Here is a 25,158-nt window from a genome sequence, read left to right as displayed (position 1 = left end):
AGAGCGGAAGGTCGCCGGTTCGACCCCGGCCCTGGCCACCGTTGGGAAAGGCCCCGGAGAGTTCACTCTCCGGGGCCTTTCGCGTTCCCCGGAGCTACGCTGAGGTGCCGCCGGTCCACCGTCAGGAGACGCCGCGCATGAACCCGGAGCACTTCGCCCTCCTCGACGAAGCCCGCAGAAGCCTGCCTGACGGGTTCAAGGTCGAGATCTCGGGCGACACCATCGTGATGATGGTCGGCCCCACGGGCATCCACCAGCGGAACCTCCTGGTGGTGCGCCGCCAGTTCGACGCCCGTGTGCCGGCCGAGCTGCTGCCGAGTGAGAACACGGACCTCGTGTCACCGAACGTCGGCAAGAGCCGCAACCCCGATCTGACCTACCTCCCCGCGGAGGCCCTGGAGAGCACCGAGAACCAGGTCCCCGCCGAGTTCGCCGCCATCGCCGTCGAACTCGTCGCCCCCTCCAACCCGGAGAACGACTGGGTCGGCAAGGTGCGTGACTACCCGCTGATGGGGATCCCGCTCTACCTGCTGGTCGATGCCCGGCAGAAGACGGTCACCCTGTTCAGCCGCCCCGACGGCACCAGGTACCACCGTCGTGAGGACATCGAGTTCGGCGAGACACTGCACCTCCCTGAACCGTTCGACTTCGAGCTGGTCACCGACGGGCTGCTCGGCTACTGAGGACCCGGCGGCCCGGTCACCGGGCTGACGGGGTGGCGAGGCGGGTGGTGAGCCAGTCGGCGGTGGCGGGGAGCCAGTCGGCGAGGGCGTTGCCCAGCAGGTGGTGGCCGTGCGGGACGAGCAGGAGCTCGGCGTGTGGGGCCCGCTCGGCGAGGACCTCGGCGTTGGTGACGCCGGGGATCCGGTCCTCGCCGCCCTCGACGACGAGGAGGGGGCCGGCGACCGCCGGGGCGAGGCCGGTCAGGTCGACGCGGGCGGCGAAGGCGCGGGCCGCCTCCGGGGTGCCGCAGCGCTGGATCAGGGTCGCGGTGACGAAGGGGACCAGGGCGTCCCAGTCCAGCCGGTACGGGCCGCTGACGACGGCCGTGGCGCGGATCCGGGGCTCGTGGGCGGCGGCGGTCACCGCGTAGTAGCCGCCCAGGCTGAGACCGATCACGCCGACCCGGTCGGTGTCCACGCCGCCGTGCGCGGTCAGGGCGTCGATCACCCGGCCGACCACGCGGTGGTAGTCCGGCTCGGGTGCGCTGGTCGCGGCGAGCACGCCCTGCCCCGGCCCGTCCATGGCGAGGACCGCGGTGCCGCGGGCCAGCAGCGCCTCGGCGACGGCGTGGAACTCCTCCTTGCCGGAGTCCATCCCCGGGACGACCAGCACCACCGGCGGGTGGGCGACACCGGCCGGGCGGCGGAGCCAGCCGGCGAAGGACCCTCCCTCGACCCGCTCGGCCGCCGGGTCGAGGTGGGTCAGCGCCCGGCGCATCGCCTCGTCCGCCTCGGCGGCCGCTTCGGCGGCGGCCGCCCGGTCGGGGTGCGGCAGCAGCCCCGCGGCGTGGAACCAACGGGCGGCCGCCCGGTACGCCTCGCCGGCCGACACCGTGCGTCCCTCGGCGGCGGCACGGTCGGCGGCGGCCAGGTGGCGGCGGCCGGCCGCGCGGCAGGCCCCGGGCCACTCGTGCAGGGAGCGCAGCGGGGCGGTGACCCGGGCGTACTCGTGCGGGTCCAGCCCGGCGCCGGTGGCGCGGGGGCGGTTCTCCTCGACGAAGGCCGGGAGCAGCGCCGGGTGGTCGAGGAAGGAGAGGTCGGGGAGGGCCGAGGCAGGGGACGGGGACGGGGTGCCGGTCATGGGTGCGGTTCGCTCCTCTGCGGGTTCGGGTACAGCCGGCGGTCCAGGCAGTGGGTCCAGCCGGTGGGTCCAGATGGTGGGTCCAGATGGTGGGCCGTTCGGGCGCACGGCCGGCGCGCGGGGTCAGGCCAGGGTGAGCACGGCCTTGCCGCGGATCCGGCGCTCCCGCAGGTCGGTGAGGACGGCGGCGGTCTCCGTCCAGGGCGCGACCCGGCCGATCTCCGGGGTCAGCCGCCCCTCCCCCACCAGGCGGACCAGGGTGGCGAGGTCCACGCCGTCGGGCACGTCGGAGTCGGCGTAGTGGAAGTGCCGCAGGGTGGCCGACTCCGGGCCGGCGAAGAAGCCGAAGAAGTCGAGCGTCGCGGGCGTCCGGGAGGCCTGGCCGAACCAGATCAGCGTGCCGCGCCGGGCCAGCCTGGCGAGCGCCAGCGGCAGGTTCGGGCCGCCGGTCGACTCCAGCACGAGGTCGTACGTCCCGCGCGCCGCGGCGAGCTCGTGCACCACCTCCGCCGCGCCCAGCTCGGCCAGGCGGCGGCCGCGCTCCGGCGAGGCGGTGACGGCGGTCAGCTCGGCGCCGGCGGCCGCGGCCAGCTCGGTGACGTAGTGGCCGACGCCCCCGGAGGCGCCGGTCAGCAGCACCCGGCGGCCGGCCAGGGCGCCGGCGGTGCGCAGCAGCCGGACGGCGGTCAGGCCGGCCAGCGGCAGGGCCGCGGCCCGGACGCTGTCCAGCTCGTCCGGGATCTCGGCCAGCGACGCGGTGGGGACGCAGACGTACTCGGCCCAGCCGCCGGCGGGCGGGTGGCCGACCACGCGGCGGCAGACGCCCGGGCCGGACCCGTCGGCGGCGGCCTGCACGACCAGTCCGGCGATGTCCTTGCCGGGACGCCAGCCGGGCCGGGGGGCCTCCAGCTGGAAGGTCTCGCCGCGGTTGACCGAGAACGCCTCGACCTTGACCAGGGCCTCGCCCGGGCCCGGCCGCGGCTGCTCGACCTCGGCGAACCCGACCGTGGCGTCGGCCCGTCCGGTCGGTGTCAGCGCCTTCATGGTCCTGCTCCCTCCCTCGGCCCCGCGCCGGGCGGTCCGGCGGCCGCGACGGCGGTCCCCGGGGCGGTTCCCAGCAGACCCCGGCCGTCCGGGCCCGGTCCAACAACCGCTCAGGTGGGAGGACAACCGATCGTTGTCGCCCCTACGCTGGGCGGCCATGGATCTCGATCTCGCCCAGGTCCGCGCCTTCACGGCGGCGGCCGAGGAGCTGCACTTCGGGCGCGCCGCCGCGCGGCTGGCGATCAGCCAGCAGGCGCTGTCCAAGCGGGTCGCCCGGTTGGAGGCCGCGCTCGGCGCCCGGCTGCTCGACCGCGACGCGCACGGGGTCGGACTGACCCCGGCGGGACGGCGGTTCCTGGAGCCGGCCCGCCGGCTGCTCGTCCACGGCGACCGGGCGGTGGCCGCGGTGGCCTGTGCTCGCCGGCCGCTGCGCATCGACGTGTGGGGGCACCTGTACGCGCCGATGCGGACGGTGGCGCGGGCCGTCGAGGGGGTGCCGGGGCTGGAGGTGGAGCCGGTGCCGGGACGGGACCTGCCGTCGGTGGCGGCGGCCGTGCTGCGGGGCGAGTCGGACGCCGGGTTCGGCCGGGTGCACCCGCTGCCGGACGGCCGGGACGCGGGGCTGGCGCACCGGCTGGTCCGGCTGGAGCCGGTGGACGCGCTGCTGAGCACCGACCACCCGCTGGCCGGGCGGGACGTGCTCCGCCCGGCCGACCTGCGCGCCGGCGTGCTGCGCTACCCGGCCGCGGTGGACCGGCTGGACTTCCTGACGCGCTTCGCCGACCGGTTCGGCGTCGACGACCGGACCGGCTCGACCAACCTGGGCCTGGAGCACTTCGTCGAGCGGGTCCGCACCGACCCGACCTGCTTCTCGCTCCTCCCCGCCGACTGCCCGCTGCCCGACCTCCCGGTGGCGACCGACGGTCGGCCCGGTGTGCGGACCGTCCCGCTGGTCGACCCCACCCCGCTCTACGCCTGGTCACTGGTCTGGCGCGAGGACGACGCCCAGCCGCACCCCGGGCTGGAGCGGCTGCTGGCGGCGTTCGGCGAGGAGGCGCGGCGCAGCCGCTGGCTGGAGTACGACCCGGCGCGGGACTGGCTGCCGGGCCCGGACGAGGACGCCCTGGGACGCTGAGCCCGGCGCGGCCCGCCCGCACCTGCCCGCCCGCACCGGCCTGCCCCGCACCTGCCCGCCCCGCGCCTGCCCCCGCTTGCCCCCGCCTGCCCCCGCCTGCCCCCGCCTGCCCGCCGTTCGAACGACCGCCCGCCCGGGGTTCGCGCGTCCGCACCGGCGGCTGTGACACTGGAGGGGCTCGAAAACCGGGGTGCACACCACCCCGCCTCCTTGCGAACCTAGAGGGATGCCCGCAGTGAGTTCTCCCGCAGTCCAGTCCGCCGACGCATCCGCCCAGGCACCCGACACGGGCCCGGGCATCGGCGAGCTGGCCGCCCGTCTCCCCGCGCTGACCCTCCGCGACGAGGTGCGGATCGGGCGCCGGCTGGAGGGCGCTCGCCGGGTCCGCAAGCCCGAGGCGCGCGCGCAGATCGCCGCCGAGATCGCCGGCGACATCGAGCGCGCCGAGCTGCTGGTCGAGCAGCGCCGAGCCGCCGTCCCGACCATCACCTATCCCGCCGAGCTCCCGGTCAGCCAGAAGAAGGACGAGATCCTGGCGGCCATCCGCGACCACCAGGTGGTGATCGTGGCGGGGGAGACCGGCTCCGGCAAGACCACCCAGATCCCGAAGATTTGCCTGGAGCTGGGCCGCGGCGTCCGCGGCCTGGTCGGCCACACCCAGCCCCGCCGGATCGCCGCCCGCACGGTGGCGGACCGGGTCGCCGAGGAGCTGCGCACCCCGCTCGGCGAGGCGGTCGGCTGGAAGGTCCGGTTCACCGACCAGGTCGGTCAGGACACCCTGGTCAAGCTGATGACGGACGGCATCCTGCTCGCGGAGATCCAGACCGACCGCGAGCTGCGCCAGTACGACACCCTGATCATCGACGAGGCGCACGAGCGCAGCCTCAACATCGACTTCATCCTGGGCTACGTCAAGCAGCTGCTGCCCCGCCGCCCGGACCTCAAGGTCGTCATCACCTCCGCGACCATCGACCCCGAGCGCTTCGCCCGCCACTTCGGCGACGCCCCGATCATCGAGGTGTCCGGCCGGACGTACCCGGTCGAGGTCCGCTACCGGCCGATCCTCGACGAGGACGCCGAGGACGACTCCACCGACGCCGACCGCGACCGCGACCAGATCCAGGCGATCTGCGACGCCGCCGAGGAGCTGCAGTCGGAGGGCCCCGGCGACATCTTGGTCTTCCTCTCCGGCGAGCGGGAGATCCGCGACACCGCCGACGCGCTCAACCGGATGAAACTGAAGTCCACCGAGGTCCTCCCGCTCTACGCCCGGCTGAGCTCCGCCGAGCAGCACAAGGTCTTCCAGCGCTCCAGCAGCCGCCGGATCGTGCTGGCGACCAACGTCGCCGAGACCTCGCTGACCGTCCCCGGCATCAAGTACGTGATCGACCCGGGCACCGCCCGGATCTCCCGCTACAGCCACCGCACCAAGGTGCAGCGACTCCCGATCGAGGCGATCAGCCAGGCCAGCGCCAACCAGCGCAAGGGCCGCTGCGGCCGCACCTCGGACGGTATCTGCATCCGGCTCTACTCGGAGGAGGACTTCCTCTCCCGCCCCGAGTTCACCGACGCCGAGATCCTGCGCACCAACCTGGCCTCGGTCATCCTCCAGATGACCGCCGCCGGACTCGGCGACATCGCCGCCTTCCCGTTCCTGGACCCGCCGGACTCCCGCAACATCAAGGACGGCGTCAACCTGCTGCACGAGCTCGGCGCGCTGGACCCGGACGAGAAGGACGCCCGCAAGCGCCTCACCCCGCTCGGCCGCAAGCTGGCCCAGCTCCCGGTGGACCCGCGGATGGCCCGGATGGTCCTGGAGGCCGACCGGAACGGCTGCGTCCGCGACGTCATGGTGATCGCCGCCGCGCTCTCCATCCAGGACCCGCGGGAGCGCCCGACCGAGAAGCGCCAGGCGGCCGACGACCGGCACCGCCGGTTCCAGTCGGAGACCTCCGACTTCCTCTCCTACCTGGCCATGTGGCGCTACGTCCGGGAGCAGCAGAAGGAGCTCTCCTCCTCCGCCTTCCGCCGGATGTGCAAGGCCGAGTTCCTCAACTACCTGCGGATACGGGAGTGGCAGGACATCTACTCCCAGCTGCGCACGGTCGCCAAGCAGCTCGGCGTGACCATCGAGGAGCCCCACCCCGACGCCGAGCCGGACGCCGACCGGATCCACCAGTCGCTGCTGGCCGGCCTGCTCTCCCACATCGGCCTGTTCGACGTGGAGAAGCGCGAGTACGGCGGCGCCCGCGGGGCGCGGTTCGCGGTCTTCCCGGGCTCCGGCCTGTTCAAGAAGCCGCCGCGCTGGGTGATGTCGGCCGAGCTGGTCGAGACGTCCCGGCTCTGGGCCCGGATCAACGCCAAGATCGAGCCCGAGTGGGTGGAGCCGCTGGCCGGCCACCTGATCAAGCGCAGCCACAGCGAGCCGCACTGGGAGAAGAAGGCCGGCGCGGTGATGGCCTTCGAGAAGGTCACCCTGTACGGGATGCCGGTCGTCGCCCAGCGCAAGGTCAACTACGGCCGGATCGACCCGGAGCTCTGCCGCGAGTTGTTCATCCGCAACGCGCTGGTGGAGGGCGACTGGGAGACCCACCACCGCTTCTTCGCCGAGAACCGCAAGCTGCTCGGCGAGGTCGAGGAGCTGGAGAACCGGGCCCGCCGCCGGGACATCCTGGTCGACGACCAGACCCTGTTCGACTTCTACGACAGCCGGCTGCCGGACGACGTCGTCTCCACCCGGCACTTCGACTCCTGGTGGAAGAAGGCCCGGCACGAGCAGCCGGACCTGCTCAGCTTCGAGAAGTCGATGCTCATCAACGACGCCGCCGACGGCGTCACCGAGGCCGACTACCCGGACTACTGGCAGCAGGGCAAGCTCCGCTTCAAGCTGACCTACCAGTTCGAACCGGGCAGCGACGCGGACGGCGTGACCGTCCACATCCCGCTCCCGGTGCTCAACCAGGTGACCGCGGAGGGCTTCGACTGGCAGATCCCGGGCCTGCGCGAGGAGCTGGTCACCGCCTGGATCAAGTCGCTCCCCAAGGCGGTCCGGCGCAACTTCGTCCCGGCCCCGGACTTCGCCAAGGCGGCGCTGCGCCAGGTGAGGGAGCGCCAGGCCGCGAACACCTTCGGGTCCGCCGAGCCGCTGCTGCCCACCCTGGAGCTCGTCCTCAAGCGGCTGACGGCGGTCACCGTGCCGCCGGAGGCCTGGGACGAGGAGCGGGTGCCGGACCACCTCAAGGTGACCTTCCGGGTGGTGGACGGCCGCCGCAACCTCGCCGAGTCGAAGGACCTGGAGGAGCTGCGGCTGAAGCTGAAGCCCAAGCTCAAGGAGACGCTCTCCTCGGCCGCCTCCGGGCGCGGCATCGAGCAGTCCGGGCTGACCGCCTGGCCGGCCTCGCTGCCCGTCCTGCAGCGGACCTTCGAGCAGCGCTCGCGCGGCCACTCGCTGCGCGCCTACCCGGCGCTGGTGGACGAGCAGGACGCGGTCGGCATCAAGCTGTTCGACACCCCCGAGGCGCAGGCCGCGGCGATGTGGTCCGGTACCCGGCGGCTGCTGATGCTCACCACCACCTCCCCGGCGAAGTCGATCCAGGGGCGCCTGGGCAACCAGGCGAAGCTCGCCCTGTCGTACAACCCGCACGGCTCGATCCCGGCGCTCTTCGAGGACGTGGTGGCCTGCGCCGCCGACCGGCTGATGGCCCTGGCCGGCGGACCGGCCTGGGACGAGGCCGCCTTCGGCAAGCTGCACGACAAGGTGCGGGCGGACCTGTACGACCTCTCGGCGGACACCACGCTGAAGACCGCCTCCGCGCTGATCGCCTTCCACAAGGCGTCGACCCGGCTGAAGTCGGTGAGCAGCCCGGTACTGCTCTCGGCGGTCAACGACGTCCGGCTGCACCTGGCCTCGCTGGTGCACCCGGGCTTCGTCACCCAGACCGGCTGGCAGCGGCTGCCGGACCTCAAGCGCTACCTGCTGGCGGTGGACCGCCGGCTGGAGGCGCTGCCCAACCACCCGCAGCGGGACGCCCAGCAGCTGCTGAAGGTCCAGCAGGTGCAGCAGGAGTACGGGGAGCTGCTGGCGGCGGTGCCGGCGGGCCGGCAGCCCTCGCCGGAGGTGCTGGCGATCCGCTGGATGATCGAGGAGCTGCGGGTCAGCTTCTTCGCCCAGTCGCTCGGTACGCCGACTCCCGTCTCGGAGAAGCGGATCACGAAGGCGATGGAGGCGGCCCGGGCGACGCTGTGAGGCCGCCCAGCTCAGCGGGCCGGGGGCCCTCAGGAGCCAGTTCGACCTGGGGGCCCCACATGGGCTACGATCTGTCTTGTTCGCAGCGCGGCAAGCAAAGCGAACGGATCAGAAATCTCTGGTCCCGTGGAGCAGTTGGTTAGCTCGCCACCCTGTCAAGGTGGAGGTCGCGGGTTCAAGTCCCGTCGGGATCGCCGTAGCCGAGAGGCCCGGAACCGTTTGGTTCCGGGCCTCTCGTCGTTTCACCGCCGGCCGCTTATACCCCGGGCCAGGTCTGGACCACAAGTGACTGTCCGTGTGATGGTCGCCACCCACCCTTCCCAGCGAACACACAGTCTTCACCCCCTCCGCGCGGCCACTAATTTAATATGTAAAATTGCACTGCTATTCACAGTAAATCCCCCCCGCCCCACGCCCCTCAAATCGTTATGTGGAGTTCAACATTCCGGCCGACCGGGATGCTCTCCGGCACCACTGCGCCGATCGCGCCGGGGCATGGCAAAGGGGCCGCTTACCGGACCCGGCGGAGTCCGGTAAGCAGCCCCTTTGAAAGAGCCTTCGGCCGTCAGGCCTCGGTGCGCTGGGCGGGAATACCGGCCAGCAGAGCGCGCACCTCCGCCTCGCGGTACCGGCGGTGGCCGCCGAGGGTGCGAATGGACGTGAGCTTGCCCGCCTTGGCCCAGCGGGTAACCGTCTTCGGGTCCACGCGGAACATGGTGGCTACCTCTGCCGGCGTCAGCAGGGGCTCAGCATCAGGGGTACGAGCGGTCATGAGCGGCCTCCTCGGGAGAACCGAACCAGGGCGGTTCTATCCTTCAAATTCTGCACCTTGGCCCGCGATGCCCGAAATGGCATAGACGGGCCGAGTCGGTTATAGGACGAACGGCTTGTCCTGGTGTCTACAACTACACCATCCGTCCAGCCCTATCGACCAAACCGCCAAAATTGACCCCTCACGGGTTCAAGGCCGACGGATGGCGATGGACCACCCCATAACGGGCAGTCACCTTATAGTGACATCTAGTTACGAGGGGACCAGGCCCGCCGTTTCCCCGCAAAGCACGCATCGATTCCAGAACCACCCAAAAGTGGGCACGCTCACGTGAAGTTGGGCTGGTTGTCCCATTTTTGCACATAGGGGTAAGTTCGCGTCAACGGTGAGTAGTGTCACGTTCGACAGCTATTGACCCGAACCAGGACCTTGGTCATACCACTCGGGCCGAAGGACCCGTTCAGTCTTACAAGTACCACCCACAGACCCCGGGCCCGCGGTGACGCCCGCTCAGGACCGCCGCTCAGGACCGCCGCACGGGCCCCGGAGCGCGGCTCAGTTCGCGTTCCGCAGCGCCAGCACCCGCCGCCAGCGGACCGTCAGCTCCTCGTACGCCCGCGCCGCCTCCGCCGCGTCCCCCGCCCGCAGCGCGCGCAGCCCGTCCTCCAGCTCCCCCGCCGAACGGTCCGCCAGCAACCGCTCCGGCCCCAGCAGGTGCACCAGCCCCCCGTAGTCCAGCTCCACCAGCGAGCGCGGGTGGAACTCCTCCAGCCACCGCCCGACCTGCTCCGCGCCGCGCACCAGCTCCCCCTCCGGCACCGCCTCGCGCAGCGCCCGGTACGCCCGGGCCACCCGCCGGCGGGCCTGCGCCATCGGCGTCAGGTAGAAGAGGGCCGGCCCCTCCCCCTTCCCCCCTCCGGCGGGAGCCCCGGCCGGTGCGGCCCCGCCCGGCCCCCCGCCCGGCCCCCCGCCCGGCCCCCCGGCCGGCTCCCCGGCCGGCACGAAGCAGCGGTCCTCCTCCCCGAACGGCAGGAACCAGCGGACCGGCACCTCCCACCGGCTGGTCAGGATCCACGGCCGCGCGTCCGGGTGCTCCGCCCGCCAGCGCTCCCGGTCCGCCTCCGCGGCCGCCCGGGAGGCCGGCGGCAGCGCGGTGTCCACCAGCGCCACCGGGGCGGCCCCCTCCAGCTCCTCCAGCGCCTGCCAGCTGCGCAGCCTGGTCGCCCACGGGCAGACGTACAGCACGCCGTCCAGCGCCCGGACGAAGGCCCGCTCGCTCTCCCGCTCGGGCAGCGGCCTGGGCGTGCGGCCCACCAGCTCCGCCAGCGCCGCCCGCTGCTCCTCCAGCGCCGCCGCGGCCACCGGACGCCCGGCCTCCGCCGCGTCCGGGCCGTGTTCGGCCGCGTAGGCCTGCCAGCGCACCCGCTCGGCCTCCGGGTACGCGGCCAGCGGCTCGTAGACCCGCAGGTGGGCTGCGTAGGGCGGCTGCACGGAAGTGCGTACGACGGTCACGGCTGCATCGTCGCACGCACCGGCCGCCCGCCGGGAGGGCTCCGGCCCCGAGCCGTTCGCGGACGCACTCCGCACGCCCCGGTCTCACCACTCGGACAAGTGGCCCGAGCTCGGACAAGGGGGCAGATCGCGGGCGCCCCCGCGACTACTCTTCGCCTTAGGCGCCCGCACCACAGCAGCGGGCCTCGAATACTGGAGTCACCACAGTGACCGACGTACAGACCTCCGCGACGCACCCCGCACCCGGCGTGCTCAGCAGGATCTTCCGCACCGAGCAGGACGGCGCCCCCGGCGACGGCCACGAGCAGGTCGTGCTCTGCCACGACCGCAGCTCCGGGCTCAAGGCGATCATCGCCATCCACTCCACCGCGCTGGGCCCCGCCCTCGGCGGCACCCGCTTCTTCCCGTACGCCTCCGAGGAGGCGGCGCTGGAGGACGCGCTGAACCTGTCGCGCGGCATGTCCTACAAGAACGCGCTGGCCGGGCTCGACCTCGGCGGCGGCAAGGCCGTCATCATCGGCGACCCCAACAAGGACAAGAACGAGGCGATGCTGCGCGCCTACGGGCGCTTCGTCGAGTCCCTGCGCGGCCGCTACATCACCGCCTGCGACGTCGGCACCTACGTCCAGGACATGGACGTGGTCGCGCGCGAGACCCAGTTCGTGACCGGCCGCTCCCCCGAGCACGGCGGCGCCGGCGACTCCTCCATCCTGACCGCCTTCGGCGTCTTCCAGGGCATGCGCGCGAGCGCCCAGGCCCGCTGGGGCCAGCCCACCCTGCGCGGCAAGCGGGTCGGCGTGGCCGGCGTCGGCAAGGTCGGCCACTACCTGGTCGGCCACCTGGTCGCGGACGGCGCCACCGTCGTCATCACCGACGTCTCGGAGGCCGCCGTCAACCGCGTGCGCGCCGCCCACCCGGAGGTGGAGGTCGTCGCCGACACCGCCGCCCTGCTCCAGGCCAAGCTGGACGTCTACGCCCCCTGCGCCCTCGGCGGCGCCCTCACCGACGCCTCGGTGGCCGCGCTCGGCGAGTTCGGCACCTCCGTGGTCTGTGGTGCGGCCAACAACCAGCTGGCCCACCCGGGCGTCGAGAAGGACCTCGCCGACCGCGGCATCCTCTACGCGCCGGACTACCTGGTGAACTCCGGCGGCGTCATCCAGGTCGCCGACGAGATCGAGGGCTTCAACTTCGAGCGGGCCAAGAACAAGGCCACGAAGATCTTCGACACCACCCTGGAGATCTTCACCCGGGCCGCCACCGACGGCGTCCCGCCGGCCGTCGCCGCCGACCGCCTGGCCGAGAAGCGGATGCGGGAGATCAGCGCGCTCCGCTCGGTGCTGCTGCCGGGCGCCCGCCGCGCCTGATCCGGCCGACCCGGCCGTGATGCGCGGGGGACGCTCGTCCCCCGCGCATCACAATGTGGAACCGGATTCTCACTTCTGCGCCCGATCGGGTGATCCGAGGTCCCCCTTGGGGGGATAATCAATCCGGGAACGACGGACCTCAGATACCTCCGGACAGCGTGCAAACTGCCGCAAAACCTCCCCTGACCTGGGAAGACCCGGTCGCGGGTGCTGTCGGTGCGCGCCACGTCACACCGACGACGTACCGTCCGGCGGCGGAAACAGGTACCGTTAATGCTCCAAGGGACGGTTCTCCCCATTCGGGCAGGCCGCTCTTGATCATAAACACGTGTCAGACTCGGGGCCGTGAGCCCCATCGTTGAGGGGGTCGACCCATGGGGCGCGGCCGGGCCAAGGCCAAGCAGACGAAGGTCGCCCGCGAGCTGAAGTACAACAGCGGCGGGTTCGACGCCAATCGTCTCTCCAGCGAGCTGGGCGTATCGCCCTCCACCGCCTCGATCGAGCCTGAGCCGATCGAGGAGGACGAGGACGACGACCCCTACGCGGAGTACGCGGCTCGCTACGCCGACGTCGACGAGGACGACGGCGCGGATTCCGACACCGGGCCCTCCCAGGCCCGCCGTCGCGCGTAGTCACCAGTCTGGCCTGACCGGTCCGGGCGCCCAGGGCGCCGGGCCGGTTTTCGGCGTTCCCGCGCACGGTCGGCCCGGGCGCGACGCTCGGTAGCGCGCGCGTGGGCCCGCGCACCGGTCCCGCGAGGAACCCCGCGAGGAACGCCGTCGGATGCACGGAAGGGCCTCCCCGCAGCTGCGGGGAGGCCCTTCGTCGTTGTTGCCGGCCGCGGCCCGGCGGCGGGTCGGCTCAGCCGGCCGTGAAGCCCTCGTACGCGTTGTAGAGCGCCGCGCCGCCGTCGTGCTCGTCCGTGCGCTCGACGATGTCGCCCAGCAGCCACGCCTCGACGCCGCGGTCCTCCAGGATCGACAGCACGACGTCCACCGAGTGCGGCGGGACGACCGCGACCATGCCGACGCCCATGTTCAGCGTCTTCTCGATCTCCAGGGTGGCGACCTTGCCGACCGAGGCGACGGTCTGGAAGACCGGCAGCGGGGTCCAGGTGCCGCGGTCCAGGCGGGCGTGCAGGCCGTCCGGGATGACTCGGGCCAGGTTGGCCGCCAGCCCGCCGCCGGTGACGTGCGAGAAGGCGTGGACCTCGGTGGCGCGGGTCAGCGCCAGGCAGTCCAGCGAGTAGATCCGGGTCGGCTCCAGCAGCTCCTCGCCGAGCGTGCGGCCGAACTCCTCGACCTTGCGGTCCAGCTTCCAGCCGGCCTCGTTCAGCAGCACGTGGCGGACGAGCGAGTAGCCGTTGGAGTGCAGGCCGGAGGCGGCCATGGCGATCACCACGTCGCCGGCGCGGACGCGGTCCGCCCCGAGCAGCGCGTCCGCCTCGACCACGCCGGTGCCGGCGCCCGCGACGTCGTACTCATCCGGGCCGAGCAGGCCCGGGTGCTCGGCGGTCTCGCCGCCGACCAGGGCGCAGCCGGCCAGGGCGCAGCCCTCCGCGATGCCCTTGACGATCGAGGCGACCCGCTCCGGGACGACCTTGCCGACGCAGATGTAGTCGGTCATGAACAGCGGCTCGGCACCGCACACCACCAGGTCGTCGACGACCATGCCGACCAGGTCGTGGCCGATCGTGTCGTGCTTGTCCATGGCGGCGGCGATGGCGACCTTGGTCCCCACACCGTCGGTGGCCGAGGCCAGCAGCGGCCGCTCGTAGCGCTTGAAGGCGGACGCGTCGAAGAGCCCGGCGAAGCCGCCGAGGCCGCCGACCACCTCGGGGCGGTTGGCCTTCTTGACCCACTGCTTCATGAGCTCGACGGCGCGGTCGCCCGCCTCGATGTCGACGCCGGCGGCGGCGTAGGTGGCGCCGTTCTGGTTCGTGGTCACTGCGGTGCGGCCCTTTCGGGTCGAGGTGGGGGGTTGGAACAGCGGTGGGGCCCCGGGTTCCGGGACCCCACCGAGAGGTACTACGGGCGGCGCAGGGCGTCGGCCGCGCCCGCTCCGCCGAGCAGCGACTGGACGCCGTCCAGGTCACTGCCGCTGGTCGGCTTGCCGCGGACCGCCGGCGGCTGCTGGCCGCCCTTGATCTCGGCCTCCAGCAGGAGCTTGCCGAGCAGCGCCGGGTCCGGCAGCTCCATCGGGTACTCACCGTCGAAGCAGGCCCGGCAGAGCCGGTCCTTCGGCTGCTTGGTGGCCTCGATCATGCCGTCGATCGAGATGTAGGCGAGCGAGTCGGCGCCCAGCGTGCGGCCGATCTCCTCGACCGTCATGCCGTTGGCGATCAGCTCCGCGCGGGTGGCGAAGTCGATGCCGAAGAAGCAGGGCCACTTCACCGGCGGCGAGGAGATCCGGATGTGGACCTCGGCGGCGCCGGCCTCGCGCAGCATCCGGACCAGCGCCCGCTGGGTGTTGCCGCGGACGATCGAGTCGTCCACGACCACCAGGCGCTTGCCCTCGATGACCTCGCGCAGCGGGTTCAGCTTGAGCCGGATGCCGAGCTGGCGGATGGTCTGGCTGGGCTGGATGAAGGTGCGGCCCACGTAGGCGTTCTTCACCAGGCCGGAGCCGTACGGGATGCCGCTGGCCTCGGCGTAGCCGATCGCGGCCGGGGTGCCCGACTCGGGGGTCGCTATCACCAGGTCGGCCTCGACCGGGGCCTCCTTCGCCAGGCGACGGCCCATCTCCACGCGGGAGAGGTGCACGTTGCGGCCGGCGATCGAGGTGTCGGGGCGGGCCAGGTAGACGTACTCGAAGACGCAGCCCTTGGGCTTGGCCTCGGCGAACCGGGAGGTGCGCATGCCGTTCTCGTCGATGGCGATGAGCTCGCCGGGCTCGACCTCACGGATGAACGAGGCGCCGCAGATGTCCAGCGCCGCCGTCTCGGAGGCGACCACCCAGCCGCGCTCCAGCCGGCCCAGCACCAGCGGGCGGATGCCCTGCGGGTCGCGGGCGGCGTAGAGCGTGTGCTCGTCCATGAAGACCAGCGAGAACGCGCCCTTGACCTTGGGCAGGACGACCTTGGCCGTCTCCTCGATGGAGAGGTCCGGGTGGCCTGCGAGCAGAGCGGTCACCAGGTCTGTGTCGTTGGTCGCGGCCGTCCGGCCCGAGCGGGAGACGTGCTCCTCGCCGGGGAGTTCGGCGACCATGGCCGCCAGTTCGGCGGTGTTCACCAGGTTTCCGTTGTGGCCGAGGGCCAGCGAACCGTTGACGGTCGCCCGGAAGGTCGGCTGGGCGTTCTCCCAGACCGAGGAACCGGTGGTCGAGTAGCGGGCGTGTCCGACGGCGATATGCCCGTGCAACGACCCCAGCGAGGCCTCGTCGAAGACCTGGGAGACGAGTCCCATGTCCTTGAAGACGAGAATCTGGGAGCCGTTGCTCACTGCGATGCCCGCGGATTCCTGACCGCGGTGCTGCAGGGCGTAAAGGCCGAAGAACGTGAGCTTGGCGACCTCCTCGCCGGGAGCCCAGACCCCGAAGACGCCACACGCGTCCTGGGGGCCTTTCTCACCGGGAAGAAGATCGTGGTTGAGTCTTCCGTCACCACGTGGCACGCCTTCGAGTCTAGGGCAGTTGGCACAGGCTTCCGGAACCCGGCCGGCCGGGTTTGCTGGGCGATCGCTCGGCAACGCGCGTAGACAAAACCCCTTACCGCGGCCGGATTTCGGGATGCCGGAATTCGGCGGAGGGGCGCTTGGCCTTGTGGTTCGCGCTTGTTGGGGCGTTCCGTGTGCGGACGGCGCTTCGCCCGGCGTTCGCCGGGCGTTCGGCCAACGTGAGCCTGCTCACCCGGGGCGAGCGGCTGGTCGGGCGGGGTGGGGGCGCGGCCGGTCGGGGCGGGGCCTCGCCGTCCCGGGCGGGGGGCCTCCCCCTTCCGGGCGGGCGGGCGGCGGGCGCCGCGGGGAGGCTACCCGGTGGGGCCGGCTACCCGGCCGGGAGCAGCAGACCCCAGGCGCTGGGGTGGACCGTCCAGGTGCGCGCCCGCACCGGCCCCACCGGGTGGCCGTCCACCTCGTAGCCGAACCCGCGCCCGGCCACCGAGACGGTCGCCGCCCGGGCGCGCACCAGGGCGCCCGGTGCGCGGACGACGATCTCCATCACGCCGGCGCCCGCCCCGTCGCCGGACGGCAGGGTCACCTGGACCACCCGCACCGGGCGGTGGACGTCGGCGAGCAGCCTGCCGTCCGCCTCGACCCGGAGTCGGGAGCCGTGCTCGGCCCGCCCGCCGGCGAGGTCCTGGCCCCCCCGGTCCCGGGCCGCGGACGTGAGTGAGGTCCCCTGCTCGGCCGCAGCCAGTTTCGCCCATAGCGAACGCCAGCCACTCGTGCGGCCCATCGTCCGGCGCACTCCGCCGCCCGCGATCCGCACGCCGCCGAGCGCCACGCCGCCCCCGTCGTCCACCAGCAGGTCCAGCTTGCGCGGCACACCGGAGAGCACCGCCCGCGCCGCCGCCACCGGAGCCCCCGGCACGCCCAGCGCGCGGGCCGCCGTCAGCTCGCTCGCACGGCCGACCGGAACCACGCCCACCGGATCCGAGCCCAGCTCACGCTGCCGGTACAGGGCTTGGAGCACTCGCTGGAGTGCGAGATCGGAACCGATCACGACCGGTCGCCGCCGACCCCGGTGCGAAAGGACCCGGTCAAGCTCGGACGGGGTCTCCGGATAGGCCACCTTGACGTCCGCCCCTCCGCAGAGGACGTCCTTCGCGATCCGCACCGACTCGCCGTCGGTCTGCCGGGCCGCCGGGTCGAGGAGCAGCAGGAGCGGCTCGGGGCCGCCGGATGCAGGCGTGGACAGGGACGACACGACCGGTCCTTCCTCAGGTAATCTCTCGGTGCAAGAGCCCCTTGCGCTATTGCGCCAGGGGCTTCGTCTATCTCGGGGCAGACTGCGGCCTACGCAGGATGCCCCAACCGGAAGGGGTGTACGCCTGTGCCGGCACTCGTGCTCGTTGGCGCTCAGTGGGGGGACGAGGGCAAGGGGAAGGCGACCGACCTCCTCGGTGGCTCCGTCGACTACGTCGTCCGCTACCAGGGTGGCAACAACGCCGGTCACACGGTGGTCATCGGCGACCAGAAGTATGCCCTGCACCTGCTGCCTTCCGGCATCCTCAGCCCGAATGTGACGCCGGTGATCGGCAACGGCGTCGTCATCGACCCGGGCGTACTGCTCTCCGAGCTCAACGGTCTCAACGAGCGCGGCATCGACACCTCCAAGCTGCTGATCTCGGGCAACGCCCACCTGATCACGCCGTACCACCGCACCCTGGACAAGGTCACCGAGCGCTTCCTCGGCAAGCGCCGGATCGGCACCACCGGCCGCGGCATCGGCCCGACCTACGCGGACAAGATCAACCGCGTCGGCATCCGCGTGCAGGACCTCTTCGACGAGTCGATCCTGCAGCAGAAGATCGAGGCCGCGCTCCACGACAAGAACCAGCTGCTGGTCAAGCTCTACAACCGCCGCGCCATCCCGGCCGAGCTGGTGCTGGAGGAGTACCTCGGCTACGCGGACAAGATCAAGCCCTTCCTGGCCGACACCACGCTGGTGCTGGACGAGGCGCTGAAGGCGAACAAGGTCGTCCTGCTGGAGGGCGGCCAGGGCACCCTGCTGGACGTCGACCACGGCACGTACCCCTTCGTGACCTCCAGCAACCCGACCGCGGGTGGCGCCTGCACCGGCGCCGGCATCGGCCCGACCAAGATCGACCGCGTCATCGGCATCCTGAAGGCGTACACCACCCGCGTCGGTTCGGGCCCGTTCCCGACCGAGCTGCTGGACGAGGACGGCGAGGCGCTGCGCCGGATCGGCGGCGAGCGCGGTGTCACCACCGGCCGCGACCGCCGCTGCGGCTGGTTCGACGCGGTGATCGCGCGCTACGCGACCCGGGTCAACGGCCTGACCGACTTCTTCCTCACCAAGCTCGACGTGCTGACCGGCTGGGAGCAGATCCCGGTCTGCGTCGCGTACGAGATCGACGGCCGCCGCGTCGAGGAGCTGCCGTACAACCAGTCGGACTTCCACCACGCCAAGCCGATCTACGAGACGCTGCCGGGCTGGAACGAGGACATCAGCAAGGCGAAGACCTTCGCCGAGCTGCCGAAGAACGCCCAGGCGTACGTGAAGGCGCTGGAGGAGATGTCCGGCGCGCCGATCTCGGCGATCGGCGTCGGCCCGGGCCGGGACGAGACGATCCAGATCAACTCGTTCATCTGAGCCGACCGAGGTTCGCGAAGGCCCTGCGGGATCCGTCCCGCAGGGCCTTCCCCTTGCCTGGACGCCTTTGCACTAGTGCAGAGATCCATTGCATCTAGTGCAGAGTCCCGCTACCTTCGGGATCATGACTGCGAAGCTGCCTGCATCCGTGACCCTGACCGGCCGCCACGTGCGACTGGAGCCGCTGAGCCGGGACCACCTGCCCGACCTCTGGGCCGCCGTCGGTCCGGACCCGGACGTCTGGCGCTGGATCCCGTTCCTCCCGCCGACCTCCGAGGAGGAGCTGGGCGCGGTCCTCGACATCCGACTGGCGGAGGTCGAGGCGGGGACGGCGGTGAAGTTCGCGGTGATCGACCTCGCGAGCGGGCGCGCCGTGGGCATCACCGGGTTCTACGACTTCAGCGCCGTCGACGAACTGGTCGAGATCGGCGGCACCTGGTACGCCCGGTCGGTCTGGCGGACGGCGGTGAACACCGAGTCCAAGCTGCTGCTGCTCACGTACGCCTTCGACGAGCTGGGCATGGGCCGGGTGATGTGGAAGACGGACGCGCTCAACGACCGCTCCCGCAACGCGATCCAGCGGCTGGGCGCGCAGTACGAGGGCACCCACCGACGGGAGAGGCTGCGGGCGAACGGCGTCTGGCGCGACACCGCGTACTTCTCGATGCTGGGGGACGAGTGGCCGGCCGCGCGCGAGCGACTGACCGAGCGCCTCGCTGCCGGCTGATCGCGCCTACTTCTCCCCGGAGGTGGACGAGCGTCTCGTCCGGGGCTGGGAGTTGACCACCCAGGCCAGCCAACCCATGAAGAGCAGCGAGACGAACAACCCGGCCAGCAGCAGGACGGCCATCAGACACTGACCGCCGAAATGGCCCAGACTGCCTTGCCATACGACCCGATGAGTTCCACACCCCATTCATCGGCAAGCGCGTCCACGAGGTCAAGCCCCCGGCCGCCGGTTCGTGCGTCGTCCGGGGCCCGGCGGACGACGGGGACGGGGGAGGCGTCCGAGACCGTGATGTAGAGCCTGCCGCCGCGGAGTTCGAGCACGACGGCCGGTGCGCCGCCACCGTGCACGAGGGCGTTCGTCACGAGCTCGGAGAGGATGAGGCAGGGCGCGTCGTGGTCGAGCCCGACGGAACCGAGCATGTCCCGCAGGAGCCGGCGGAGCACCCCCGCGACTTGCGGGGCGGTTGGCGGGAAGAGGTCGAGCCTGAACTCCCCGGCGGACTCGGCCGAGGGAGGGCGAAGGCAGGGAAGGGACATGGCAGTTCTCCAGTCCGGTTGAGGTGAAAACGCTTACGCGGGGCTGTCGCCCGTGGCCTGCCCCTGCCGACGACATGCGGGCAGGCGTCGGCCGCCTGCAACCACCAGTCCGGCGTGCGCTTCGGGATTCTCCGACGATGCGTCAGTAACCCTTGCCCGACCGACGATAGGTTCTTCAGTAGAAGATTTGCTACTGAGCTAGGTTCAGTTCACCCCATCGGGGGACCCCTCTCCAAGGGGGCCCCATTCCGGTGGACCCCCAGCGGCTCTGACGGCAGACTGCACCGGAACCATCGCCAGAAGGGAGAGAAGCGTGCCCCCACGCCTGTCACCGACCGTGCGCCAGCAGCGCCTCGGCATCGAGTTGCGCAAGATGCGCGAGCACGCAGGAATGACCCCCGCGGCCATGGCAACGGCTCTGGGCACCGACGCGCCCAAGATCTCGCAAATGGAGAACGGGAAGTCGGGGATCAGTGCCGATCGTCTCCGCTCGTGGGCAGTCGCGTGCAAATGCACCAATGTCTCGCTCATCGAGGCGCTCGGCTTGATGACACACGACCGCGGCAAGTACTGGTGGCACAGCTTTCGAGGCCGAGTCCCCCACGGGATGCTCGACATCGCGGAGCTGGAACACCACGCCGAGTCCCTGCTCGTCCTGAATACGACGTCGATCCCAGGGCTGCTTCAGACCGGCCGATACGCATCGTCCATGTTCGCGAGGCTCCGGCCGCCACTACCTCGCCATGATGCCGACGTCCGGACCGCCTTCCGCGTCGAGCGCCAGCAGATCATCGCCGACGGGCGGAAACCGCTCGTCGCGTTCGTTCACGAGGCCGCCCTGCGCATGCAGTTCGGTGGGCCCGAAGTCCTTCGCGACCAACTCGGGAGCCTGCTCGACGACAGCGACCGTCCCGGGGTCACCGTCCGCGCCATCCCGTTCAGCGTCGACACGTACCCCGGCTCCGGAGAGGACCTGTTCCTCGCGCAGGGGCCAGTGCCCGAACTGGACACCGTGCAGATCGACCTCACCCAGGGCCCTCAGTTCATCCACTCGGCAGCGGAGCTGGAGTCGTATCGGGCAGTCGTTGCGGAGTCCGATGCCACTGCCCTCAACTCCGAGGACTCCCGCGACTTCATCCACCGGATACTCACGGAGCTGAAAGGCTAGTACGACATGACCAACTGGCAGAAGTCGTCCATAAGCGGGAACAGCAATCAGTGCATCGAGGTCCGCGCCGCCGACGACGGCATGATCGAGATCCGTGAGTCGGACACCGCCGAGATCATCGTCCGCACCACCCCCCAGAAGTGGGACGCCTTCGTCAAGGGCGTCCAGGCCGGCGAGTTCGACCACTTCGTCGACCTCTAGCCGAATCATTCGGCGGCCCCTTGCGCCTCGCAAGGGGCCGCCGGCAGACAGAACCCGGCGTAACTGCCGACATTCGGGCCGTCCGCGCCGACCGCGGACGGCCCGGGTTCCTGCACTGAGGGGCAGCGGGTGGCCCTCCCGTACCGCTCCCGGTGTCCGAGACGCGAAATGGGCGGGAGCACCGCCCCCGGCCTCGATAGACTCGGGGCTGCCCACAGTGGACTTCCGCTCTGTGAGGCAGCCCGGGAGTCGGCGCGTGTGCCGGGCTCCCGTTGCGGCCCCCAGACCCTGCGCCTGTCACGGCACTCCGGGGTAGGGGTGCGTGCAGGAGAAATTGGAGCATCCGAGGATGGCTCGGCACCTGATCACCAGCGCCCTTCCGTACATCAACGGGATCAAGCACCTGGGCAACATGGTCGGGTCCATGCTCCCCGCGGACGTCTACTCCCGCTACCTGCGCCAGCGCGGGCACGACGTGCTCTACATCTGTGGCACCGACGAGCACGGGACGCCGGCCGAGCTGGCCGCGCAGGAGGCCGGGCTGCCGGTGGCGGAGTTCTGCGCGCAGGCGCACGACCAGCAGAAGGCGGTCTACGACGGCTTCCGGCTCTCGTTCGACTACTTCGGGCGCAGCTCGTCGCCGCAGAACCGGGAGATCACCCAGGAGATCGCCCGCGAGCTGCACGCCAACGGTTTCATCGAGGAGCGGGCGATCCGCCAGGTGTACTCGATCACCGACGGCCGCTTCCTGCCGGACCGCTACATCGTCGGCACCTGCCCGCACTGCGGCTACGACAAGGCGCGCGGCGACCAGTGCGAGAACTGCACCCGCGTGCTCGACCCGACGGACCTGCTGGAGCCCCGCTCGGCGATCAGCGGCAGCTCGGACCTCGAAGTCCGGGAGACCAAGCACCTGTTCCTGCTCCAGTCGAAGCTGACCGAGCAGGTGGAGGCGTGGGTCGGGGAGCACGGCGACCAGTGGCCGGTGCTCGCCTCCTCGATCGCCCGCAAGTGGCTGACCGAGGGCCTGCAGGACCGTGCGATCACCCGCGACCTGGAGTGGGGCGTGCCGGTGCCGGCCGACGTGTGGCCGGAGCTGGCGGCCGAGGGCAAGGTCTTCTACGTCTGGTTCGACGCCCCGATCGAGTACATCGGCGCCACCAAGGAGTGGGCGGACGCGGCGCCCGCCGGCGAGCTCCGGGACTGGAAGTCCTGGTGGTACGAGGCCGACGAGACCGTCCGCTACACCGAGTTCATGGCCAAGGACAACGTCCCGTTCCACACGGTGATGTTCCCGGCGACCATCCTGGGCTCGCGCCGGCCGTGGAAGAAGGTCGACTACGTCAAGGCCTTCAACTGGCTGACGTACTACGGCGGGAAGTTCTCCACCAGCCAGAAGCGGGGCATCTTCACCGACGTCGCGCTGGAGCTGCTGCCGGCCGACTACTGGCGCTACTTCCTGATGGCGCACGCCCCCGAGTCGGACGACTCCAGCTTCACCTGGGACCTCTTCGCCTCCGTCGTCAACAAGGACCTCGCCGACACCCTCGGCAACTTCGTCAACCGGGTGCTCTCGTTCAGCCGCAAGCGGTTCGGCGACGACGTCCCCGCCGGGCACGCGGCGGGCGAGGCCGAGGAGCGGCTGGGTGCGCAGATCGCCGAGCTGCTGGCCGAGTACGAGGCCCAGCTGGACGCGCTGAACTTCCGCAAGGCCGCGCAGAGCCTGCGCACGCTGTGGAGCGCGGGCAACTCGTACCTGGACGAGAAGGCGCCCTGGAAGCAGGTGAAGACGGACCCGGAGGCGGCCGCGCTGACCCTGCGGACGGCGATGAACCTGATCCACCTCTACGCGGTGGTCTCCGAGCCGTTCATCCCGACCGCGGCCGGCGCGATGCGCGACGCGTTCGCGCTCGCCGAGGACGCCCCGGCGCGGACCCGGCGGTGGGTGAGCGCGGACGAGGCCCGCGCGCTGGACGCCGTGCCGGCCGGGACGGCCTTCACCGTGCCGCCGGTGCTCTTCGCGAAGATCACCGACGAGGACCTGGCCGCCTGGACCGCCCGCTTCGGCGGCGGCGAGTAGGCCCGAACGGGGCCAGGCCCGAGAGCAGGGCTCCCGGAGGAACGAGAACGGCCCGGCCTCCCCGCCGTCGTGCACGGCGGGGAGGCCGGGCCGTTTCCGGTCGGTTCAGCCCGCAGCGGTCTCCGCGGCCACCCAGTCGAGGTAGGCCGGGCTGCCGGCGGTCACCGGGACGACGACGACCTCCGGGGTGTCGTAGTCGTGGTGCGCACCGATGAAGGCGGTGAGGCGGTCGGCGAGGTCGGCGCGGGTCTTGAGGTCCACGCGCCACTCGGGGCCGTCCTGCACCTCGCCGTCCCACCAGTAGAGCGAGCGGACCGGGTGGATCTGCGCACAGGCGGCCAGGCGCGCGCGGACGACGGCGGCGGCGAGGGCGCGCGCCTTGTCCTCGGTTTCGTGGGTGGTGGTCACCACGACGACGTCAGGGGTGGTTGCCGGCATGCCGCGACCGTACCGCGCGCCGGTCAGCCGAGGGAGCGGCGAGCGGTGTCGAGCAGCGGGGCGAGGTCGGGGGCGGCGGCGGCCGCCTCGTCGAGGGCCGTGCCGAGGGTCTCCTCGTAGGTCGCGCGGGCCTCCTGGCGGCGGGCGCGGCCTGGGTCGGTGATGACCGTGTAGACACCGCGCTTGTCGTCGGGGCACGCGTCCCGGTAGGTGAAGTCCGCCGCGTGCAGGCGGGCGACCAGGCGGGTGACGGAGCTCTGGTTGAGGCCGAGGCCGGCGGCGAGGTCCTGCATCCGCAGCTCGCCCCTGGGCGCCTCGGCGAGCAGGCCGAGGGCGCGGTACTCGGAGAGCCCGAGGCCGTGCCGGCGCTGCAGCGCGGCGGCGAGCCGGGTCTCCACCTGGGCGTGCAGCGCGGTCAGCCTGCTCCACATCCTGGCGTCCGAATCACCGCTGGTGGGGGTGGGTTCCGTGGGCATCGGGGCGGCTCCTGACGGCTGGGACGGTTGACACAGGTTACTTGTACATGCATGCTCTTGCCCAGTTCCAATCAATTTGCACATACATGCATGCAAGGACAGTGAACCCGGGGGGTTTCGTTCCATGGCCTGGATCCACCTGCTCATCGCCTCGGTCTTCGAGGTGGTCTTCGCCCTCGCCACCAACGCCACGCACGGCTTCACGGAGCTGGGCCCGTCCCTGCTGACGGCCGCGGCCGCCGCCGGCGGGATCTTCTTCCTCAGCCTCGCCCTCAAGACCCTCGACGTCGGCGTCGGCTACACCGTCTGGACCGGGATCGGCTCGGTGGGCACCGTCGTCCTGGGCACCGTGATCTTCGACGAGTCGATGAACGCCGGGAAGGTCGCCGCCTTCGTCCTGATCATCGGCGGAGTGCTCGGGCTGAAGCTCTCCGACCGGCTCGGCGCGAACGCCTGACCCGCCCCGTCACCCGCGACCCGCCACCCCACGCCCCACTCCACCAAGGAGCACGCCACCATGGCCTGGACCTTCCTCGCGATCGCCGTCGTCTTCGAGATCGCCTTCGCCCTCGGCACCAACGCCACGCAGGGCTTCACCAAGCTCTGGCCGTCCGTCCTCACGCTGCTCGCGGCCGCCGGCGGCATCTTCACGCTCAGCCTCGCGCTGCGGACGCTGGACGTCAGCGTCGGCTACACCATCTGGACCGGGCTCGGCTCGATCGGCACCGTGCTCTTCGGCGCCCTGATCTACAAGGAGCGGATCACCCTGCCCAAGCTGCTCTCGTTCGCCTCGATCATCGCCGGCGCCATCACCCTGAAGCTGGCGTCCGGCATCTGACCGGCCGTCGGTTTCACTCGATCGTGGACTCGACCCGCCCTCCCCCGTCGGCAAGACTGGCCGGGGCCGACGTGAGGGAGGTGGCGGTGAGCGCCGAGGACGAGCCCCTGGCCGAATGGTACGCACGGCGGGCGGGCCGCCGGCGCGCGCCCGGCACCCGGGACGCCATCACGCTCGCCACCGGGCCGCGCCGCGGGGCGCACGTCCACCTCGACGTACCGCGGCTGGTGGTCGAGTGGGACGGCTACGTGTGGCGGCCGGTCGGCGTCGCGGCGAACTACGCGGCGGCGTACGCGCTGATCACCCGCTCCGGGAGCGGTGCCGGGGCAGACGCCGGAGCCGACACCGACACCGACGCCGAGGCCGACGCCGGGGCGGACTCCAAGGACGACTCCGAGGACGGCAGAGCCCCCGGGGCCGACAGCGGCGCCCGGACCGGCAGCGCGGGCGCGATGCCGCAGGGCGACACCGTCCCGGTGGTGCCGGTCCCGCGCGAGGGCACCGGCCGGCACCGCAAACCGGAACGCTAGGCGCTCCCCCTC

23 protein-coding genes and 1 tRNA gene are annotated in these 25,158 nt (G+C 71.8%); 14 read left to right on the top strand and 10 right to left on the bottom strand.

Going from position 1 to position 25,158, the window contains the following annotated elements; genetic code table 11:
• Positions 1-137: 137 nt before the first annotated feature.
• On the top strand, positions 138-683 hold the full coding sequence (locus tag RMN57_RS21340; RefSeq protein WP_313764950.1) for a Uma2 family endonuclease: 546 nt from the start codon (positions 138-140) through the stop codon (positions 681-683).
• A 16-nt stretch (positions 684-699) separates the two neighbouring features.
• Here the strand turns inward: RMN57_RS21340 and RMN57_RS21335 are convergent, their stop codons facing one another.
• A complete protein-coding gene (locus RMN57_RS21335) occupies positions 700-1,803 on the bottom strand; it encodes an alpha/beta fold hydrolase (protein WP_313764949.1) in 1,104 nt (367 codons plus the stop codon).
• Positions 1,804-1,926: 123 nt separating this feature from the next.
• Positions 1,927-2,847: a zinc-binding dehydrogenase gene (locus RMN57_RS21330; protein WP_313764948.1), complete on the bottom strand. Its 921-nt coding sequence runs from the start codon at positions 2,845-2,847 to the stop codon at positions 1,927-1,929.
• A 157-nt stretch (positions 2,848-3,004) separates the two neighbouring features.
• Here RMN57_RS21330 and RMN57_RS21325 point away from each other — a divergent pair, with 157 nt between their 5' ends.
• From RMN57_RS21325 to RMN57_RS21315, 3 genes are all read left to right on the top strand, one after another.
• Positions 3,005-3,982, top strand: a complete 978-nt coding sequence (locus RMN57_RS21325) for a LysR family transcriptional regulator (RefSeq protein ID WP_313764947.1) — start codon at positions 3,005-3,007, stop codon at positions 3,980-3,982.
• Positions 3,983-4,280: 298 nt separating this feature from the next.
• Positions 4,281-8,228: an ATP-dependent RNA helicase HrpA gene (hrpA, locus tag RMN57_RS21320; protein ID WP_313767902.1), complete on the top strand. Its 3,948-nt coding sequence runs from the start codon at positions 4,281-4,283 to the stop codon at positions 8,226-8,228.
• A gap of 120 nt (positions 8,229-8,348) precedes the next feature.
• Positions 8,349-8,422, top strand: a tRNA-Asp gene (locus tag RMN57_RS21315).
• Positions 8,423-8,793: 371 nt separating this feature from the next.
• On the opposite strand, the gene bldC is transcribed toward RMN57_RS21315, so the two are convergent.
• Together bldC and RMN57_RS21305 are read right to left on the bottom strand one after the other, a co-directional pair.
• Positions 8,794-9,000, bottom strand: coding sequence for a developmental transcriptional regulator BldC (bldC, locus tag RMN57_RS21310; protein WP_014137253.1), 207 nt, complete (start codon positions 8,998-9,000; stop codon positions 8,794-8,796).
• A 555-nt stretch (positions 9,001-9,555) separates the two neighbouring features.
• Complete coding sequence (locus RMN57_RS21305; protein ID WP_313764946.1) at positions 9,556-10,512, bottom strand: hypothetical protein; 957 nt, start codon at positions 10,510-10,512, stop codon at positions 9,556-9,558.
• 206 nt (positions 10,513-10,718) lie between these two features.
• On the opposite strand from RMN57_RS21305, the gene RMN57_RS21300 reads away from it, so the two are divergent.
• Positions 10,719-11,876: a Glu/Leu/Phe/Val dehydrogenase dimerization domain-containing protein gene (locus RMN57_RS21300; protein ID WP_313764945.1), complete on the top strand. Its 1,158-nt coding sequence runs from the start codon at positions 10,719-10,721 to the stop codon at positions 11,874-11,876.
• A gap of 374 nt (positions 11,877-12,250) precedes the next feature.
• Positions 12,251-12,508 carry a DUF3073 family protein gene (locus RMN57_RS21295; protein WP_313764944.1) on the top strand — a complete coding sequence of 86 codons (258 nt, stop codon included), beginning with the start codon at positions 12,251-12,253 and terminating at the stop codon, positions 12,506-12,508.
• Positions 12,509-12,737: 229 nt separating this feature from the next.
• On the opposite strand, the gene purM is transcribed toward RMN57_RS21295, so the two are convergent.
• The 3 genes from purM to RMN57_RS21280 form a co-directional block, all read right to left on the bottom strand.
• The gene (gene purM / locus RMN57_RS21290) at positions 12,738-13,823 is read right to left on the bottom strand and encodes a phosphoribosylformylglycinamidine cyclo-ligase (RefSeq protein ID WP_313764943.1); all 1,086 of its coding nucleotides are present in this window, start codon (positions 13,821-13,823) and stop codon (positions 12,738-12,740) included.
• Positions 13,824-13,903: 80 nt separating this feature from the next.
• The gene (gene purF, locus RMN57_RS21285; RefSeq protein ID WP_313764942.1) at positions 13,904-15,487 is read right to left on the bottom strand and encodes an amidophosphoribosyltransferase; all 1,584 of its coding nucleotides are present in this window, start codon (positions 15,485-15,487) and stop codon (positions 13,904-13,906) included.
• Positions 15,488-15,857: 370 nt separating this feature from the next.
• Positions 15,858-16,739 carry a diacylglycerol kinase gene (locus RMN57_RS21280; protein ID WP_313764941.1) on the bottom strand — a complete coding sequence of 294 codons (882 nt, stop codon included), beginning with the start codon at positions 16,737-16,739 and terminating at the stop codon, positions 15,858-15,860.
• 126 nt (positions 16,740-16,865) lie between these two features.
• On the opposite strand from RMN57_RS21280, the gene RMN57_RS21275 reads away from it, so the two are divergent.
• Together RMN57_RS21275 and RMN57_RS21270 are read left to right on the top strand one after the other, a co-directional pair.
• A complete protein-coding gene (locus RMN57_RS21275) occupies positions 16,866-18,149 on the top strand; it encodes an adenylosuccinate synthase (RefSeq protein WP_313764940.1) in 1,284 nt (427 codons plus the stop codon).
• A 124-nt stretch (positions 18,150-18,273) separates the two neighbouring features.
• The gene (locus RMN57_RS21270; RefSeq protein ID WP_313764939.1) at positions 18,274-18,876 is read left to right on the top strand and encodes a GNAT family protein; all 603 of its coding nucleotides are present in this window, start codon (positions 18,274-18,276) and stop codon (positions 18,874-18,876) included.
• Positions 18,877-18,998: 122 nt separating this feature from the next.
• Here the strand turns inward: RMN57_RS21270 and RMN57_RS21265 are convergent, their stop codons facing one another.
• Positions 18,999-19,415, bottom strand: coding sequence for an ATP-binding protein (locus RMN57_RS21265; protein WP_345328637.1), 417 nt, complete (start codon positions 19,413-19,415; stop codon positions 18,999-19,001).
• 313 nt (positions 19,416-19,728) lie between these two features.
• Here RMN57_RS21265 and RMN57_RS21260 point away from each other — a divergent pair, with 313 nt between their 5' ends.
• The 3 genes from RMN57_RS21260 (at position 19,729) to metG (ending at position 22,864) form a co-directional block, all read left to right on the top strand.
• On the top strand, positions 19,729-20,583 hold the full coding sequence (locus RMN57_RS21260; protein ID WP_313764937.1) for a helix-turn-helix transcriptional regulator: 855 nt from the start codon (positions 19,729-19,731) through the stop codon (positions 20,581-20,583).
• Between the two features lie 6 nt (positions 20,584-20,589).
• On the top strand, positions 20,590-20,784 hold the full coding sequence (locus RMN57_RS21255) for a DUF397 domain-containing protein (protein ID WP_313764936.1): 195 nt from the start codon (positions 20,590-20,592) through the stop codon (positions 20,782-20,784).
• Positions 20,785-21,133: 349 nt separating this feature from the next.
• Entirely contained in the window at positions 21,134-22,864 is a 1,731-nt protein-coding gene (metG, locus tag RMN57_RS21250; protein WP_313764935.1) for a methionine--tRNA ligase, read from the top strand.
• A gap of 105 nt (positions 22,865-22,969) precedes the next feature.
• Here the strand turns inward: metG and cutA are convergent, their stop codons facing one another.
• On the bottom strand, positions 22,970-23,302 hold the full coding sequence (cutA, locus tag RMN57_RS21245; RefSeq protein WP_313764934.1) for a divalent-cation tolerance protein CutA: 333 nt from the start codon (positions 23,300-23,302) through the stop codon (positions 22,970-22,972).
• Positions 23,303-23,325: 23 nt separating this feature from the next.
• Entirely contained in the window at positions 23,326-23,778 is a 453-nt protein-coding gene (locus RMN57_RS21240) for a MarR family transcriptional regulator (RefSeq protein WP_313764933.1), read from the bottom strand.
• A 124-nt stretch (positions 23,779-23,902) separates the two neighbouring features.
• Here RMN57_RS21240 and RMN57_RS21235 point away from each other — a divergent pair, with 124 nt between their 5' ends.
• The 3 genes from RMN57_RS21235 (at position 23,903) to RMN57_RS21225 (ending at position 25,146) form a co-directional block, all read left to right on the top strand.
• The gene (locus RMN57_RS21235) at positions 23,903-24,235 is read left to right on the top strand and encodes a multidrug efflux SMR transporter (protein ID WP_313764932.1); all 333 of its coding nucleotides are present in this window, start codon (positions 23,903-23,905) and stop codon (positions 24,233-24,235) included.
• A gap of 60 nt (positions 24,236-24,295) precedes the next feature.
• Positions 24,296-24,616, top strand: a complete 321-nt coding sequence (locus RMN57_RS21230; RefSeq protein WP_313764931.1) for a multidrug efflux SMR transporter — start codon at positions 24,296-24,298, stop codon at positions 24,614-24,616.
• A gap of 86 nt (positions 24,617-24,702) precedes the next feature.
• Positions 24,703-25,146 carry a DUF6087 family protein gene (locus RMN57_RS21225; RefSeq protein WP_313764930.1) on the top strand — a complete coding sequence of 148 codons (444 nt, stop codon included), beginning with the start codon at positions 24,703-24,705 and terminating at the stop codon, positions 25,144-25,146.
• The last annotated feature ends 12 nt before the right edge of the window (positions 25,147-25,158 follow it).

Source organism: Kitasatospora sp. CM 4170 (assembly GCF_032110285.1).
Lineage (GTDB): Bacteria > Actinomycetota > Actinomycetes > Streptomycetales > Streptomycetaceae > Kitasatospora > Kitasatospora aburaviensis.
This window is presented reverse-complemented; position numbering and strand designations above follow the sequence as displayed.